The organism is Piscinibacter sp. XHJ-5 (genome assembly GCF_029855045.1).
Classification (GTDB): Bacteria; Pseudomonadota; Gammaproteobacteria; order Burkholderiales; family Burkholderiaceae_C; genus Albitalea.
Genome location: NZ_CP123228.1, coordinates 2,205,462 through 2,220,294, shown reverse-complemented (window position 1 = coordinate 2,220,294; position 14,833 = coordinate 2,205,462). Strand labels below are relative to the sequence as shown.

Annotated in this window: 14 protein-coding genes; 9 read left to right on the top strand and 5 right to left on the bottom strand. The window is 69.7% G+C overall.

Features of this window, described 5'->3' with window-relative positions; translation table 11 throughout:
• Nucleotides 1-24: 24 nt before the first annotated feature.
• Complete coding sequence (locus tag P7V53_RS10395; RefSeq protein ID WP_280155409.1) at nt 25-843, bottom strand: enoyl-CoA hydratase/isomerase family protein; 819 nt, start codon at nt 841-843, stop codon at nt 25-27.
• A 77-nt stretch (nt 844-920) separates the two neighbouring features.
• On the opposite strand from P7V53_RS10395, the gene P7V53_RS10390 reads away from it, so the two are divergent.
• The 9 genes from P7V53_RS10390 to P7V53_RS10350 all read left to right on the top strand — a co-directional run bounded on the left by P7V53_RS10390 (nt 921) and on the right by P7V53_RS10350 (nt 10,182).
• Nucleotides 921-1,394: a MaoC family dehydratase N-terminal domain-containing protein gene (locus tag P7V53_RS10390; protein WP_280155408.1), complete on the top strand. Its 474-nt coding sequence runs from the start codon at nt 921-923 to the stop codon at nt 1,392-1,394.
• 47 nt (nt 1,395-1,441) lie between these two features.
• Nucleotides 1,442-2,647, top strand: coding sequence for a CoA transferase (locus P7V53_RS10385; protein WP_280155407.1), 1,206 nt, complete (start codon nt 1,442-1,444; stop codon nt 2,645-2,647).
• Entirely contained in the window at nt 2,622-3,443 is an 822-nt protein-coding gene (locus P7V53_RS10380; protein ID WP_280155406.1) for an enoyl-CoA hydratase-related protein, read from the top strand. The genes P7V53_RS10385 and P7V53_RS10380 overlap by 26 nt, the downstream gene beginning before the upstream one ends.
• Nucleotides 3,444-3,445: 2 nt before the next feature.
• Nucleotides 3,446-4,642, top strand: a complete 1,197-nt coding sequence (locus P7V53_RS10375) for an acyl-CoA dehydrogenase family protein (protein ID WP_280155405.1) — start codon at nt 3,446-3,448, stop codon at nt 4,640-4,642.
• An 84-nt stretch (nt 4,643-4,726) separates the two neighbouring features.
• Entirely contained in the window at nt 4,727-6,028 is a 1,302-nt protein-coding gene (locus P7V53_RS10370; protein WP_280155404.1) for an acyl-CoA dehydrogenase family protein, read from the top strand.
• Between the two features lie 11 nt (nt 6,029-6,039).
• Nucleotides 6,040-6,834, top strand: a complete 795-nt coding sequence (locus P7V53_RS10365; protein WP_280155403.1) for a crotonase/enoyl-CoA hydratase family protein — start codon at nt 6,040-6,042, stop codon at nt 6,832-6,834.
• An 11-nt stretch (nt 6,835-6,845) separates the two neighbouring features.
• Nucleotides 6,846-7,694 (top strand): SDR family oxidoreductase, encoded by an 849-nt coding sequence (locus tag P7V53_RS10360; protein ID WP_280155402.1) that lies wholly within the window; start codon nt 6,846-6,848, stop codon nt 7,692-7,694.
• On the top strand, nt 7,691-8,578 hold the full coding sequence (locus tag P7V53_RS10355) for an alpha/beta hydrolase (RefSeq protein WP_280155401.1): 888 nt from the start codon (nt 7,691-7,693) through the stop codon (nt 8,576-8,578). Before P7V53_RS10360 ends, P7V53_RS10355 begins: the two co-directional genes overlap by 4 nt.
• A complete protein-coding gene (locus P7V53_RS10350; RefSeq protein ID WP_280155400.1) occupies nt 8,578-10,182 on the top strand; it encodes an AMP-binding protein in 1,605 nt (534 codons plus the stop codon). Before P7V53_RS10355 ends, P7V53_RS10350 begins: the two co-directional genes overlap by 1 nt.
• Here P7V53_RS10350 and P7V53_RS10345 read toward each other — a convergent pair.
• Genes P7V53_RS10345 through P7V53_RS10330 form a run of 4 tightly spaced genes read right to left on the bottom strand, consistent with a single transcriptional unit; the run spans nt 10,172 to nt 14,807 of the window.
• Nucleotides 10,172-11,143 carry a tripartite tricarboxylate transporter substrate binding protein gene (locus P7V53_RS10345; RefSeq protein ID WP_280155399.1) on the bottom strand — a complete coding sequence of 324 codons (972 nt, stop codon included), beginning with the start codon at nt 11,141-11,143 and terminating at the stop codon, nt 10,172-10,174. The genes P7V53_RS10350 and P7V53_RS10345 overlap by 11 nt on opposite strands.
• Before the next feature lie 12 nt (nt 11,144-11,155).
• Nucleotides 11,156-12,136 carry a nitronate monooxygenase gene (locus P7V53_RS10340; RefSeq protein ID WP_280155398.1) on the bottom strand — a complete coding sequence of 327 codons (981 nt, stop codon included), beginning with the start codon at nt 12,134-12,136 and terminating at the stop codon, nt 11,156-11,158.
• 14 nt (nt 12,137-12,150) lie between these two features.
• On the bottom strand, nt 12,151-13,356 hold the full coding sequence (locus P7V53_RS10335) for an acetyl-CoA C-acetyltransferase (RefSeq protein WP_280155397.1): 1,206 nt from the start codon (nt 13,354-13,356) through the stop codon (nt 12,151-12,153).
• 11 nt (nt 13,357-13,367) lie between these two features.
• Complete coding sequence (locus tag P7V53_RS10330) at nt 13,368-14,807, bottom strand: MFS transporter (protein WP_280155396.1); 1,440 nt, start codon at nt 14,805-14,807, stop codon at nt 13,368-13,370.
• Nucleotides 14,808-14,833 lie beyond the last annotated feature (26 nt).

Below are 14,833 nucleotides of genomic sequence, written 5' to 3'. Positions count from 1 at the left end.
GTGCGTGCGTCGGATGGCACGGCATCACACCGGTGAATCTGGATCGAAGCTCGGCCGGCGCTTCTGCAGGAAGGCATCGATGCCTTCCTTGCCCTCCGGCCCCGCGAAGCCGATGAATTCGAGCGCCAGCGAGGCATCGAAGATGGGCGCGGCCTGGCGGATCCAGTGGTTGAGCGCCTGCTTGGTCCAGCGCAGGCCTGCCGGTGCGCTTTCGGCCAGCCGCGCGGCCACCTCGATCGCCCGGCCCTCGACCTTGTCGTCGTCGAGCGCGAGCGAGATGAGGTTCATGCGCTCGGCCTCCTCACCGCTGAAGTTCTCCGCGGTCATCAGGTAGTACTTGGCCTTGGCCATGCCGCAGAGCAATGGCCAGACGATGGCCGCGTGGTCGCCGGCCGCCACGCCGATCTTCAGGTGGCCGTCCGAGAACATCGCCGTCTTCGACGCGATCGACACATCCGCCAGGATCAGCAGCGCGAGCCCGGCTCCAACAGCCCATCCGCGCGCCGCGCCGACAATGGGCTTGCGGCAGTTCAGCATGCCGTAGACCAGGTTGCGCGACTCGGTCATCGCCTGCATGCGCAGCGCGTAGTCGTCGCAGACCTTGCGCTCGTGGTTGAGGTCGCCGCCCGCCGAGAAGCTCTTGCCGTCGCCGGTGACGATGACCGCGTTGACGCTGTCGTCGGCGTCGACGTCGGCCCAGACCTCCGACACCTCGCGGTGCATCTGCGCATCCATCGCACCCATCTTCAGCGGCGAGTTCAGCGTGATCCGCAGGACCCGCGGGTGCGGCCGGTCGAACTTGAGGCGGGAATAGCGGCTGTAACGGTCGGGCGATTCGCTCATGTCTCGGTCCTTTGTTGATTGACTCCGGCGCGCAGTGGCGTTTATATTACCGAACATCGTTCAGAAATGGAAGCGCCGTGGAAACAGTCGGACTCGGCTACTACCTCGAGGACCTGCCGCAGGGCAGGCAGTTCAGGACGGTCGGCCGCACGGTCACCGAGCCGGACATCGTCAACTTCATCAACACCATCGGCATGACCGAGGTGCTGTTCACGAACACGGAGTTCCTGCACCGCGACGCCGGCTTCGAGGGTCGGCTCGCGCCGGGCTCGCTGGTGTTCTGCTTCGTCGAAGGACTGCTCGCGCAGACGGCGAACCAGGGGACGGGACTCGCCTTTCTCGGCATGGACCTGAAGATCCTCGGGCCCACCTTTGCGGGCGACACGATCCACGTCGAGTGCGAGGTCATCGAATCGCGGCCGTCGGAAACGCGACCCGGGCGCGGCCTGGTCCGCACGCGGAACACGGTGGTGAACCAGCGCGGTGAGGCGGTCATGGTGTACACCCCGATGCGCATGATCAAACGCCGCCCGGCAGGCGAGGCACGGTGAAGGCGGCCACGACAAGTGGGCGAGCGGGCCCGGGCCCGCTCGCCGGCGTGCGTGTGGTCGACCTGACGGTCAATGTGCTGGGCCCGCTGGCGACCATGATCCTCGGCGACCTGGGCGCCGAGGTCATCAAGATCGAGACGCCGCTCGGCGATCCCAACCGCCAGACCGGTCCATCGCGGCATCCGAACATGTCCGCGATGCACATGAACATCAACCGCAGCAAGCGCAGCGTCACGCTCGACCTGAAGCGGCCGGCAGCCCTGGAAGCCCTGTTCGACCTGGTCGCGACGGCCGACGTGTTCGTCCACAGCATGCGACCTTCGGCGGCCCGACGGCTGGGCATCGGCCACGACCGTATTGCCGACCGCAACCCGCGCATCGTCTACGCCTTCGCGCCCGGCTACATGCCAGGTGGATCCCGCGCCAACGATCCCGCGTTCGACGACGTGCTGCAAGGCGAATCCGGCATCGCCGACCTGATGCTCAAGTCGGTGGGGCGTGCCCGCTACCTCCCGACGGTGATGGTCGACAAGTTCTGCGGCCATGCGCTTGCTTCGGCGGTGGGCATGGCGCTGTTCGCCCGCGAACGCACAGGGCTCGGGCAGGAGGTGTGCGTTCCGATGTTCGAGACGCTGGTCGCGTTCAACCTGCAGGAGCACCTGTGGGGCGCGGCTTTCGATCCGCCGCTCGGCTCGGGCATCGGCTACGTGCGGCTGCTCTCGGAGCACCGCCGTCCCTATGAGACGCAGGACAGCTTCATCTGCGTGCTGGCCGTCAACGACGAGCAGTGGAAGCGGCTGCTGCCGGCGATCGGCCGCCCCGAGCTGGTCGACGACGAGCGCTTCCGCACGGTCACCGCCCGCACCCGTCACATCGACACGCTGTATGGCGTGGTCGCCGAGCAGATGAAGCTGAAGACCACCGCCGAATGGCACGTGCTGCTCGACGCCATCGACATCCCGAACGGCACGATGGCCCGCTTCGACGACCTGCTGCGCGACCCGTACCTGAACGAGACCGGCTTCATCCGGCGCTATGAGCATCCGACCGAAGGCGCGATGGTGACGACGCAGGTGGCCACGCAGTTTTCCGCCACGCCCGCGATGCCGGGCCTGCCACCGCCGACACTCGGACAGCACAACCACGAAGTGTTCCGTTCGCTCGGCTACACGGACGAGAAGATCGCCGAGGTCACCGGCACAAAGCCGACCGCCGTGAGGAGACTCGATGAAGTACCAGCAAGTCCTCTATGAGGTGAGCGACCGGGTCGCGACCATCACGCTGAACCGGCCGGAGGCGCTCAACGCGTGGACCGACGTGATGGCCGAGGAGGTCTGGCACGCGATGCACGAGGCCGAGCGCGACGACGCGGTGCGCGTCATCGTGCTCACCGGCGCCGGCCGTGCCTTCTGCGCGGGCGGCGATGTCACCGGCTTCAAGGGCCAGCACGACGGCGACTTCCCGCGTTCCCTTCTCACCAAGCTGGCGCGGCCCTACGACTTCAGCCGCCGGCCCGACTACCAGAGCCGGGCCGCGTACTTCCCGGCCATCGATCGGCCCATCATCGCGATGCTCAATGGCGCGACCGCCGGGCTGGGGCTGGTGCATGCGCTGTTCGCCGACATCCGCATCGCCGCCGACGATGCGGTGGTCACCACCGCGTTCGCGCGCATCGGCCTGGCCTCCGAATACGGCATGGCCTGGGCGCTGCGCAACGTCGTGGGGCCGGCCGCCGCGGCCGAGCTGCTGCTGTCGGCACGCAAGGTGCGCGGCGAGGAGCTTCTGCGCGTCGGGCTCGCGAGTCAGCTTCATCCGCACGAGCGTCTCGCCGAAGCCACGTACGCCTATGCGCGCGAGCTCGCCACGGCCTGCTCGCCGCGATCGCTGCGGGTGATGAAGCGGCAGCTCTGGAACCTGCCGTTCCAGAGCCTGCACGAGGCGCTCATTGCCGACAGCGAGGAGATGCTGCGCGCCAACCTCAGCGAGGACTTCCAGGAGGGCAAGCTCGCCTTCAAGGAAAAGCGCCCACCTCGCTTCACCGGGCGCTGAGCATGGACCTTGGCCCCACTTCCGAGGAAGACGCGTTCCGGCGCGAAGTGCGCGAGTTCGTCGCCGCACGCCTGCCCGACGACATCCGCCGCAAGGTGCTGGGCTTCCTGCGCGTCGAGCGAGAGGACTATGTCCGCTGGCAGCGCATCCTTGCCGAACATGGCTGGGGCGCGCCGGGCTGGCCCGTCGCCCATGGCGGCTGCGGGTGGAACGCGGTCCGGCGCAACATCTTCGAGGAAGAGTGCTTCGTCGCCGGCGCGCCGCGCCAGATGCCCTTCGGCTTGTCGATGATCGCGCCGGTGCTGATGAAGTTCGGCACGCCCGCGCAGCAGCAGCGCTTCCTGCCGCGCATCCTGACCATGGACGACTGGTGGTGCCAGGGCTACTCGGAGCCGGGCGCGGGGTCGGATCTCGCCTCCCTGAAGACGCGCGCCGTGCGCCGCGGCGACCACTACGTCGTCAGCGGGCAGAAGACCTGGACCTCGTTCGCGCAGTGGGCGAACTGGATGTTCGCGCTCGTGCGCACGGGCACCGACGGCAAGCCGCAGCAAGGCATCTCGCTGCTGCTGATCCGCATGGACAGTCCCGGCATCACGGTGCGCCCCATCAAGACGCTGGACGGCGGCTTCGACATCAACGAGGTCTTCCTCGAGGACGTGAGGGTTCCGCTCGATGGCCTGATCGGCGAACAGGACGCCGGCTGGACCATCGCCAAGTACCTGCTCGGTCATGAGCGCACCGCGATCGCCGGGCTGGGCATGTGCAAGCGGCTGCTGCGCCGCCTGAAGGAGGTCGCGCGCTCCCAGACGAAGCGCGGACGGCCGCTGATCGACGACCCGCGCTTTCGCGACAAGCTGTCGAAGATCGAGATCGACGTGCACGCGCACGAGTGGGCGCTGGCGCGGCTCGTCTCGCTGGAGCAGGCGGGCCAGGGCCTGGGCGCCGAGCCGTCGATGCTGAAGATCCGCGGCTCGGAGATCCAGGCCGAGCTCGGCGAACTGCTGATGGAGTGCGCCGGGCCGTATGCCGTGCCTCACGTGGAGGATGCGCTCTCGCCGGACCACGCCGGTGCGACGGCAGGCGGCGCGGAGCTGAACCCGCTCACGGGCCTGTACCTCGACTTGCGCAAGGTCGCCATCTACGGCGGCACCAATGAGATCCAGCGCGGCCTGATCGGCAAAGCCATCGTGGGAGCCTAGTGTCGTGAGTTGGAAATACGTGGCGTTTCGACGGGCCCAAACGGGGATGAGCGCAAGGCGCGGAGTCGGGTCCATACCGGGGGTATGGACCCGACTCTGCAACGCGGCGATCGCCCCGTTTGGGCCCGCCTTCGGTTCGACCAGATGGCGCCCTCGGGCGCCTGCGCGAAGGGGCCAATACGTCCAGTATTGGCCCCTTCGCGCAGCCGCCCGATCATCACCATCTGGTCGAATCGAAATGCCACGTATTTCCAACTCACGACACTAGAAATGGATTTCACCCTCGATGACGAACAACGCATGCTCGCCGACACGGTGGGCCGCTTCGTCGCCGCCGAGTACGAGTTCGAGGCGCGGCGCAAGCGACTGGCGAAGAACGGCGGCTTCTCGCAAGAGCTCTGGGACACGCTCGCCGGCATGGGCCTGTTCGGGCTGAACGTGCCGGTCGAGCACGGCGGCATCGGCGGTGGACCGGTCGAGACGCTGATGGTGATGGAACAGCTCGGGCGCGGGCTCGTGCTCGAACCCTACATCGACACCGGCGTCGTCGCGCCGCGTCTGATCGCGCGCTTCGGCAGCGCGGCGCAGCGTTCGCGCTGGCTGCCCTGCATTGCCGACGGCTCGCAGCGCTTCGCGCTCGCGGCCCTGGAGCCGCAGGCGCGCTACGACCTGAATGACATCCGTACCGGCGCCGAACGGCGTGACGGCGGCTTCGTGCTGGACGGCGCGAAGTGCGTGGTGCCTCACGGCGACAGCGCGCATTGGCTCATCGTCCCCGCACGCAGCGCCGAGGGCGTCACGCTGTTCATCGTCGACGCTGCTGCCGCCGGCGTGCACGCCCAAGGCTTTCCGACGATCGATCACCGGCGCGTCGCCGAGCTTCGCCTGGACCAGGTGCGGGTCGCCGACGACCAGGTGATCGGTGCGGTCGGCGCAGGCTACCCGCTGCTCGAATGGGCCGTCGATCAAGCGCTCGCGGCGCTGGCCGCCGAGGCGGTCGGCGCGATGGACCGCCTCACCGAGCTGACGTGCGAGCACCTGCGCACGCGCATGCAGTTCGGCAAGCCCATCGGCAGCTTCCAGTCCCTGCAGCACCGCGCGGCCGACATGCGCATCGCCGTGGAGCAGGCGCGCGCGCTCGCGCTGATGGCCGCAGCCGGCGCCGACGCCGACGATCGCGCGCAGCGCCGCCGCGGCGCCATCGCCGCCAAGGCGATGGCCGGGCGCTCGGGCCGCTTCGTCGGCCAGCAGGCAACGCAGCTGCACGGTGGCATGGGCATGACCGACGAAATGGCCTGCGGCCACTACTTCAAGCGCCTGACGGCGATCGACATGACGCTCGGCAACACAGAGCACCAGGTCGAGGCCTACGGCGAATTCCTCTGAAAGGATCCACGATGAGCGAACGCCACCCCGAAGGCCAGGTCGTCGTCGAGAAGCGCGGCGCGGTTCTGCTGATCGGCCTGGACCGTGTCGAGAAGCGCAACGGCGTGACGCCGAAGATGTTCCGCGAGCTCGGCGAGGCCTACACGCTGCTGGAGAGCTCTCCCGACCTCTTTGTCGGACTGCTCCACGCGAAGGGCGGGCACTTTTCCGCCGGCATCGACCTGCCGCTGATGGCCGAGTACCGCAAGGAAGGCAAGCCCTACGTGCCGCTGCACCTGGTCGATCCGGTGCAGATGCGCGAGCCCTGGCGCAGGAAGCCGGTCGTCGCGGCCATGCAGGGGCTGTGCTTCACCATCGCGATCGAGCTGATGCTCGCCGCCGACGTGGTGATCGCCGCCGACGACTGCCGCTTCGCGCAGATGGAGGTCAGGCGGGGCATCATGCCCGGCGCCGGCGGCAGCTTCCGCATCGTCGAGCGCGCGGGCTGGGGCAACGCGATGAAATGGCTACTGACCGGCGACGAGTTCGACAGCGCCGAGGCGCTGCGCATCGGCCTCGTGCAGGAAGTCGTTCCGGCCGGCCAGCAGTTCGAGCGCGCGCTGGCCTTCGCGCAGCGAGTCGCGGAGCAGGCGCCGCTCGCGGTGCAGGCAACGATCGAGAACGCGCGCATCGCGCAGGGCCAGGGCTGGATCCACGCCGCGACCCATGTCACCGCGAGGAACACGTTTCTTTATGGCACCGAGGATGCGGCGGAGGGCCGCAGGTCCTTCGTCGAGAAGCGCGTCGCGCGCTTCGTCGGGCGCTGACGAGGATCACCATGACCATGTTCAAAGCCGACCTGCTGGCGGGCAAGAAGATCCTGATCACCGGCGGCGGCACCGGGCTCGGCAAGAGCATCGGCAGGCACTTCGTCGACCTGGGCGCGCACCTCGTGATCTGCGGCCGCCGCAAGGAAGTGCTCGATGCCACCGCCGATGAGTTCCGTGCCGCCGTCGCGGGCGCGCGCGTCGACACCGTCGCGTGCGACGTCCGCGATGCCGCGCAAGTCGAGTCGATGATGGACACCATCTGGACCCGCGGCCCGCTCGACGTGCTGCTGTGCAACGCCGCGGCCAACTTCATCGCGCGCACCGACAGGCTCTCGCCGCGCGCGGTCGACGCGGTGCTGGGCATCGTGCTGCACGGCACGTTCTACTGCACGATCGCTGCCGGCCGGCGATGGATCGAGGCGGGCCGCCCCGGCAACGTGATCTCCACGGTCTCCACGCCGGTGATGACCGGCCAGTCGTTCACGGCGCCGTCGGCCGCGGCGAAGGCCGGAGTGCTGGCAATGACGCGCAGCTTGGCCGTCGAATGGGGCCCGAAAGGCATCCGCCTGAACTGCGTCGCGCCGGGCCTGTTCCCGACCGAAGGTGCGTGGGAGCGCCTGTATCCGCCCGGCAGCCAGGTCGAGCCACAGGAACGCGGCGTGCCGCTGCGCCGCTTCGGCAAGCACAGCGAGTTGGCCGACCTGTACGCCTACCTCGCCGCCGACGGATCGGGCTACCTCACCGGCGACCTCATCGTGATGGACGGCGGCCGATGGATGCAAGGCGCCGGCGGGCCGACCTTCCGCGCGATGCAGGACTGGGACGACGGGCAGTGGGACGCGCTGCGCACGCGATGAAGATGCCGCTGGAGGACGGCGCGCCCGCCTGGTTTCACGAAGCCGTGGCGCAGCCGCGCAGCGCCCACGCGTTGACCAGCCGCGACGGCACCGGCCTCCACATGGCCGGCTGGAATGCCGGCGAGCGCGACAAGCCGCCGCTGCTGCTGGTGCACGGCTACCGCGGCAATGCGCACTGGTGGGACTTCATCGCGCCGTGGTTCTGCGCCACCCACCGGGTGTTCGCGCTCGACCTGGCCGGCATGGGCGAAAGCGGCTCGCGCGCGATCTACACCACCGCAGCGTTCACCGACGACGTCATCGCCGCAGTCGAGCAGCTGGCCCCGCAGTCGCCGCAGGGCGGCGTGACCGTCGCCGCGCACAGCTTCGGCGGAGGACGTTTGCTCGAGGGCTGTGTCCGCACGCGCCGGCTGATCTCGCACGCGATCGTGCTCGACTCGCACATCGCGATGCGCGGCGATGCGCCGTTTCCTCGCCTGGCGGTCGGCAACCCTCGGCCCTATGCCGACCGCCGGCTCGCCGAATCGCGCTTTCGGTTGCTGCCCGACCAGCCTCATCTCGGCTACCTGAAGTCCTACCTCGCCAGCCAGTCATTGCGCGAGGTCGACGGCGGCTGGACCTGGCAGTTCGACCCCGCGCTGCCGCTCGACTTGATGGGTCTGCCGATGGACGACTACGCGCGCGCGGTCGAGGTGCCGGTGGACCTGGTTCGCGGCGAGCACAGCGCATTGCTGGACGCGCCCCGCGCACGTCGCATCGCAGCGATGCTCCCGCGCTGCCGCAGCCTGATCGAGCTCCCGGATGCTCACCATCACCTGATGCTCGACCAGCCGCTGGCGCTCGTGGCGACGCTGCGCTGCCTGCTCGCGCGCCCGCCCGCGTGATGCCGAACGACGAGCGCGACGCGCTGCGCGAACGCTGGCGCGCACTCGGCTGGCATGGCGACCTCACGCTCGCGCAGACGCTCGAAGCCGCCGCCCGCGAGCGTCCCGGCACGCGCTTCCATTTCTATACCGAACGAGGCGAGCAGCACTCGAACGCGGCGGCGCTGCTGGAGCGCTCGCGGCGCGTCGCGATCGGCCTGCATGCCGCGGGCGTGCGCGCAGGTGACCGGTTCGCGGTCCAGATGCCGACCTCGATCGAAACCACGCTGCTCTACCTCGCAGCGCTGCGCCTCGGTGCGGTTCTCGTGCCCATCGTTCACATCTACGGACCGGCCGAGCTTGGGTTCATCCTGCGCCAATCGCAAGCACGCTTCCTCGCCGTGCCAGCGCGCTGGCGGCAGATCGACTTTCTCGCGCGCCTGTCCGCCTGCGGCGATCTGCCCGCGCTCGAGCGCGTGATCCTCGCCGCAGACGCGAATCCCGCGGTATCGCACCTGACCTGGTCCGAGCTGGAGGAAGCCGGCGCCTGTGGCGACCCGATCGCCTGCTGGTCCGGCCCGGCCGACGACACGGCGCTTCTGCTCTACACCTCGGGCACGAGCGCGTCGCCGAAGGGAGTGCGCCACAGCCACAACAGCGTGCGCGCCGAGTGGTTGACGCCCTTCGTCGATGGCGACGGCCCGTACTACACGCCCTTTCCCGCCGGCCACATCGCCGGATTCAACTTCCTGCTGCGGCCTTTCGTCACCGGCACCGAGATGGTGTTCACCGACCGCTGGGACGCGGCACAGGCCGCCGCGCTGATCGAGCGGCACCGCGTGCGCCTGTCGGGCGGCACGCCGTTCCATCTGCAGGCGCTGCTCGAAGCCGCGCAGCGCGACAGCCGCGACATCTCCTCGCTCGCTGCGTACGGCCTCGGCGGCACCGGCGTCGCGCCGGAACACGTGGCGCTGGCGGAAGCGCGCGGCATCCGCGCCTCCCGCAGCTACGGACTGACCGAGCATTCCACGGTCAGCGTCGGCTGGGCGGCGATGCCGTTCGAGCAGCGCGCCCACTGCGACGGCGTCGTGCAGCCCGGCACCGAGGTGCGCGTCGTCGATTCGAACGACCGCGACCTGCCGGCCGGCGAGGACGGGGACATCCTCGTGCGCGGTCCCGAGACATTCATCGGGTACACCGACCCTGCGCTCGAGCCCGAGGCGTTCGCTCCCGGCGGCTGGTTCCGCACCGGCGACATCGGCCGCCTGGATGCGGCGGGCCACCTGACGATCACCGACCGTCGCAAGGACATCATCATCCGCGGCGGCGAGAACATCTCGTCGCAGGAGGTCGAGCGCCTGCTCGCCACCCACCCGGCCGTGCAGGACCTGGCAGTCGTCGCGATGCCCGATGCGTGCTACGGCGAGAAAGTTTGCGCCGTGGTGGTTCTGCGCAGCCACGCCACGCTGGACCTGTCCGCGGTGCAGGCCCATTTCGCAGCCGCAGGCGTGGCGCGGCAGAAGACTCCGGAGGCACTGCTCGTCGTGCCCGACCTGCCGCGCACGCCCACCGGGAAGGTACGCAAGGCCGAATTGAGGCAGCGCGTGCGCGGCATCAATCCCTGAGCGCGATGCTGCCTTCCTTGACGATGCGGCCATTCTTCTCGTATTCCGACTTGAGGAAGTCGGCGTAGCCCCGGGCCGTGCCGCCGACCGGCTCCACACCCATCGCCAGCATTCTTTCCCGCACCGCGGGAGTCGCCAGCACCTGGTTGGCGGCCGTGTTGAGCCGGTCGACGATGTCCCGTGGCGTGCCGGCCGGCAGGTTCAGGCCCACGAGGGTGAAGGCCTCGTAGTTCGGGAACCCCGATTCGGCGACCGTCGGCACGTTCGGCAGCAAGGGCGAGCGCCTCGTGCCCGTGACGGCGATCGCCTTGATCTTGCCCGCGGCCAGCAGCGGCTCGGCCACCGCGATCGAGCCTATCGCCAGGTCGATCTGTCCGCCAACGAGGTCGGCGAATGCCGGGTTCTCGCCCTTGTACGGCACGTGCACGAGCTTGATGCCCGCAAGCTTCTGGAAGTGCTCGCCGGCCAGGTGTTGCGGCCCGCCCTGCCCGGTCGATGCATAGGTGATCGTGCCCGGCCTGTCCAAGGCCCGCGCAACCAGTTCCTTGACGCTGCTCGCCTCGAACCGGCTGCGTGACAGCAGCACGTTCGGAACGTTGTGGATGTGCACGACGGGCACCAGGTCGGTTCGCGGATCGAAGGGCAGCTTCGTCAGGTGAGGCAGGATCGCCTGCGGTCCGGTGGTGCAGAAGCAGATCGTGTAGCCGTCGGGTGATGACTTGGCGACGAGGTCGGTGCCGATCGAGCCGGCGGCGCCCGCCTTGTTGTCGACCACCACCGCCTGGCCCAGCACCTTGGCCAGCTCGCCGCCGATCAGCCGTCCGAGGACGTCGGTGGCGCCGCCCGGCGCGAAAGGCACGACGAGGTGCACCGGCCTGGCCTTCGGCCACTCCTGTGCGCGGGCGGGGTTCGCGGCGGCCAGGGCAAGCAGGGCTGCCACGAGCAGGATCGAGCGGGTCACGGTCTGTCTCCTTCAGGCGCGCAGCATGCCGCCCAGTCGATCGCGGATCACCGCCTCGGCCTGCGCGACCATCGCCGACACCGCATCCGCGACGGTGGGCAGGTCGTCGATGAGGCCCAGCGACAGTCCTGCAGGGAACGCGCCGCCTTCGGAATCGCCGCGGCGAGAGGCTGCGATCCACCGTTCGGCGTCGACGAGCTGGTGAAACTCTTCGGGACCGGCGCTCCCCTGCTTCTCGGCCGCGAGCACCTGCTCGACGAAGGCATTGCGCCAGACGCGCGCCGGATCGCGCACGGTGCGGCCGACCATCGCCGTATCGCGCAGGCCTGCCGCACGCAGGCGCTCCTTCACGGCGTCGTGCAGCGAACACTCCTGCGTCAGCATGAAGCGCGTTCCCATGACCACGCCCTCGCCGCCCAGCGCGAGCACCGCCGCCAGGCCCCGGCCGTCGGCAACGCCGCCGGAGCACAGCACCGGCAGGCGAAGGGCTCGCGCCGCCGCGGGAATGAGCACCAGGCCGGGAATGTCGTCCTCGCCCGGATGCCCGGCACATTCGAATCCATGCAGCGTGACCGCGTCGGCGCCCAGGTCCTGCGCCTTCAGCGCGAAGCGCAACGATGACGACACCTTGTGCAGCACGGTGATGCCGTGCTGCTTGAACAGCGCGATGTACTTCGCCGGGTTGCCGCCGCTCGTCTCGACGACCGGTACGCCCGTCTCGACGATCACGCGCGCGTAGCCGTCGAAATCGCGCGAGCCGAGCGAGGGCAGCACGGTGAGGTTGACCCCGAACGGCGCGCCGGTCAGCGCGCGCGTGCGCTCGATCTCGCGGCGCAGGCTCGGCGCGTCGGGATGCGTGTGCGCCGACAGCATCCCGAGAGCGCCGGCGTTGGAAACGGCCGCGGCCAGCGGCGCGAGCCCCAGGCCGCGCATGCCGCCCTGGACGATGGGATGGCGGATCTTCAGCAGGTCGGTGATGCGAGTGTTCAGCATGGTGGTCGAGGGGTTCACGGGCGTTCGAACAGTGCGGCCAGGCCCTGTCCTCCGCCTATGCACATGGTTGCAAGGAGCCGCCGCCCGCGCCGGCGCTTCAGCTCGTGCAGGCCAGTGGCCAGCATGCGAACGCCGGTGGCGCCGATCGGGTGGCCCAGCGAAATGCCCGAGCCGTTCACATTGAGCCGCTCGTCGATCTCCGCGAGCGGCTGGTCCCAGCCCTTCAGCACGGCGAGCGCCTGGGCGGCGAAGGCTTCGTTCAGCTCGACCACGTCGATGCGGTCGAAACCGAGGCCTGTGCGCGCGAACAGCTTGCGCACCGCGGGCACGGGGCCGATGCCCATCGTCGCCGGGTGGCAGCCCGCGGCGGCCCAGGCACCGAACCAGGCCATCGGTTCGAGGCCGAGCTCGGCCAGCCTGTCTTCGGCGACCACCAGGCAGGCCGCGGACGCATCGTTCTGCTGGCTCGCATTGCCGGCAGTCACCGTGCCGCCCTTCAGCAATGGCTTCAGCGCTGCGAGCGCCTCCAGGCTCGTGTCCGCACGCACCCCCTCGTCGCGGGCGAAGCTCAGCGGTTCACCCTTCTTTTGCGGAACGCTCACCGGCACCAGCTCGTCGTCGAATCGGCCAGCCGCCCACGCCGCGGCCGCGCGTTGGTGGCTGCGCACCGCGAATGCATCGCTCTGCTCGCGGGTGATGCCGTGTTCGCGCGCCAGGTTCTCGGCGGTTTCGGGCATGCCGGAGACGAAGCCGAAGCGATGCTCCGGCTGCGAGCGCTCGCGGCCGCGCTGCAGCCGGTCGTGAAGGCTCACCGAGCCGGCGCGCGAGCCCCAGCGCATGTCGGTGCTGTAGTACTCGATGTTGCTCATGCTCTCGACGCCAAGCGCGACGACGACGTCGGCCGCGCCGGTCTGCACCTGCATCGCGGCATTCACGACGGCCTGCAGCCCCGAGCCGCAGCGGCGGTCGAGGTTGTAGCCGGCGACGTCGAGCGGCAGGCCCGCATCGAGCGCCGCCCAGCGGCCCATGCACGGCGCCTCGCTGTTCGAGTAAGACTGCGCCGAGATCACCTCGTCGATGCGCGCCGGGTCGATGCGGCTGCGCTCGAGCAGCGCCTTCAGGACCGCTGACGCGAGCTGGTCGGCTGTCAGCGCCCTCAGGCTGCCACCGAACGCGCCGACGCCGGTGCGCACGGGGCAGACGATCGCGGCTCTTCTCATGCTCAGGGCTTTCAATGAGCCGCAGCCGCCGCCGCTCCGGCCGGCACGGGGCCGCAGCGGCGCGGCAGCGCGAGCGCGACCACGATGGACACGGCCGCGGAGAGGTTGATGGCGACGAAGGCCAGCATATAGGCCGCAGGCGCGGGGTGATGGACCGCACCGTCCGACGGATCGGCAACCGTGGCGCTCGCCAGCAGCATCGTCACCGCCTGGGTGCCGATCGCCGTGCCGACGGTGCGCAGAACGTGCGACATGCCGTTGAGCTCGCTGGTGCGCTCTGTCGCCGCCACCTCGACGATCAGGTTGGGAATCGCCGCATACAGCATCGAGCCGCCCACCACGGCGATGAAGGTGAGCACCACGAGCTGCCAGACCGTGTGATGCCACAGCGACATCGCGATCCAGCTCAGGCTGATGACGGCGGTGCCGACGATCGCGGCGCGCCGCGCCCCGTGCCGCGCCGCCAGATGGCCGCTCCAGGGGGCGCCGAACAGGCCCGCGGTGGCGGCCGGCAGCTTGATCAACGCCGCCGCGGTGGCGGTCAGGCCGAGCCCGATGCCGGCCCACGCCGGCTGCTGCGCGATCAGCAGCACCACCAGCATCAGCTGCGACGTGCCGAGGCCGAACAGAAGCATCAGCAGCATCGCGAGGCCGATCTGCCGCCGGCGGAACTGGCGCACGTCGAGCAGCGGGTCGGGGTGTTGCAGCTCGCGCCGTACCCAGGCCACCCCCATGGCGATGCCGGCGGCGGCCAAGCCGAGCGTCACCGGATCGCCCAAGCCCGAGGCCTTGACCCGCGTGACGGCCAACAGGATGGCCGCCACCGCCGGTGCGAACAGCACGCCGCCCAGGATGTCGAGCCGGCCGATCCGTGGGCGTCGCTGCGAGCGTGGCAGCAGCAGCGCCACGCAGGCGATCGACACCACCGCGTGACCGGCGCCGATCCAGAAGGTCGAGCGCCAGCCGACGTTGTCGGCCAGCCAGCCGCCGCAGAGAATGCCGACGCTCGCGGCGAAGCTCGCGACGGCGGCCAGCCAGCCGATGACCACGGGAACCCGCCCGGCCGGGAACAGCTCCCGCGCGAGGCCGATGCACAACGGCAGCAGGCCGGCGGCCACGCCTTGCAGTGCGCGTCCGGCGATCAGCCCGCCGAGGCTGTCGGTCAGGGCGCTGACCAGCGACCCGCAGGTCGCGAAGAACAACATCACCAGCACCAGGCGGCGCCGGCCGTACAGATCGCCGAGCCGCGAGCACAGCGCCGCGGACGCTGCACCGACGAGCAGGAATCCGGTGATGAGCCAGCCGACGCCGACGGGGTCGCGAAACTCGCGCACCAGCGTGCCGAGGATGCCGTACATCATCCCGACCTCGAAGGCGCTGTTGATCTCGGTGATCACCAGCACGGCGAGGATCACGCGCAACCGGACGGGGCTCAAGTTCGGTGGGGGCATCGTTTCCCTCCAGTCGCGTTCATTCG

What these genes read in the sequence shown, in the direction of transcription:
- P7V53_RS10395 (WP_280155409.1), bottom strand. Translation starts at nt 843, where the DNA reads ATGAGCGAATCGCCCGACCGTTACAGCCGCTATTCCCGCCTCAAGTTC.
- P7V53_RS10380 (WP_280155406.1), top strand. Translation starts at nt 2,622, where the DNA reads ATGAAGTACCAGCAAGTCCTCTATGAGGTGAGCGACCGGGTCGCGACC.
- P7V53_RS10375 (WP_280155405.1), top strand. Translation starts at nt 3,446, where the DNA reads ATGGACCTTGGCCCCACTTCCGAGGAAGACGCGTTCCGGCGCGAAGTG.
- P7V53_RS10370 (WP_280155404.1), top strand. Translation starts at nt 4,727, where the DNA reads ATGGACCCGACTCTGCAACGCGGCGATCGCCCCGTTTGGGCCCGCCTT.
- P7V53_RS10365 (WP_280155403.1), top strand. Translation starts at nt 6,040, where the DNA reads ATGAGCGAACGCCACCCCGAAGGCCAGGTCGTCGTCGAGAAGCGCGGC.
- P7V53_RS10360 (WP_280155402.1), top strand. Translation starts at nt 6,846, where the DNA reads ATGACCATGTTCAAAGCCGACCTGCTGGCGGGCAAGAAGATCCTGATC.
- P7V53_RS10355 (WP_280155401.1), top strand. Translation starts at nt 7,691, where the DNA reads ATGAAGATGCCGCTGGAGGACGGCGCGCCCGCCTGGTTTCACGAAGCC.
- P7V53_RS10350 (WP_280155400.1), top strand. Translation starts at nt 8,578, where the DNA reads ATGCCGAACGACGAGCGCGACGCGCTGCGCGAACGCTGGCGCGCACTC.
- P7V53_RS10340 (WP_280155398.1), bottom strand. Translation starts at nt 12,136, where the DNA reads ATGCTGAACACTCGCATCACCGACCTGCTGAAGATCCGCCATCCCATC.
- P7V53_RS10335 (WP_280155397.1), bottom strand. Translation starts at nt 13,356, where the DNA reads ATGAGAAGAGCCGCGATCGTCTGCCCCGTGCGCACCGGCGTCGGCGCG.
- P7V53_RS10330 (WP_280155396.1), bottom strand. Translation starts at nt 14,807, where the DNA reads ATGCCCCCACCGAACTTGAGCCCCGTCCGGTTGCGCGTGATCCTCGCC.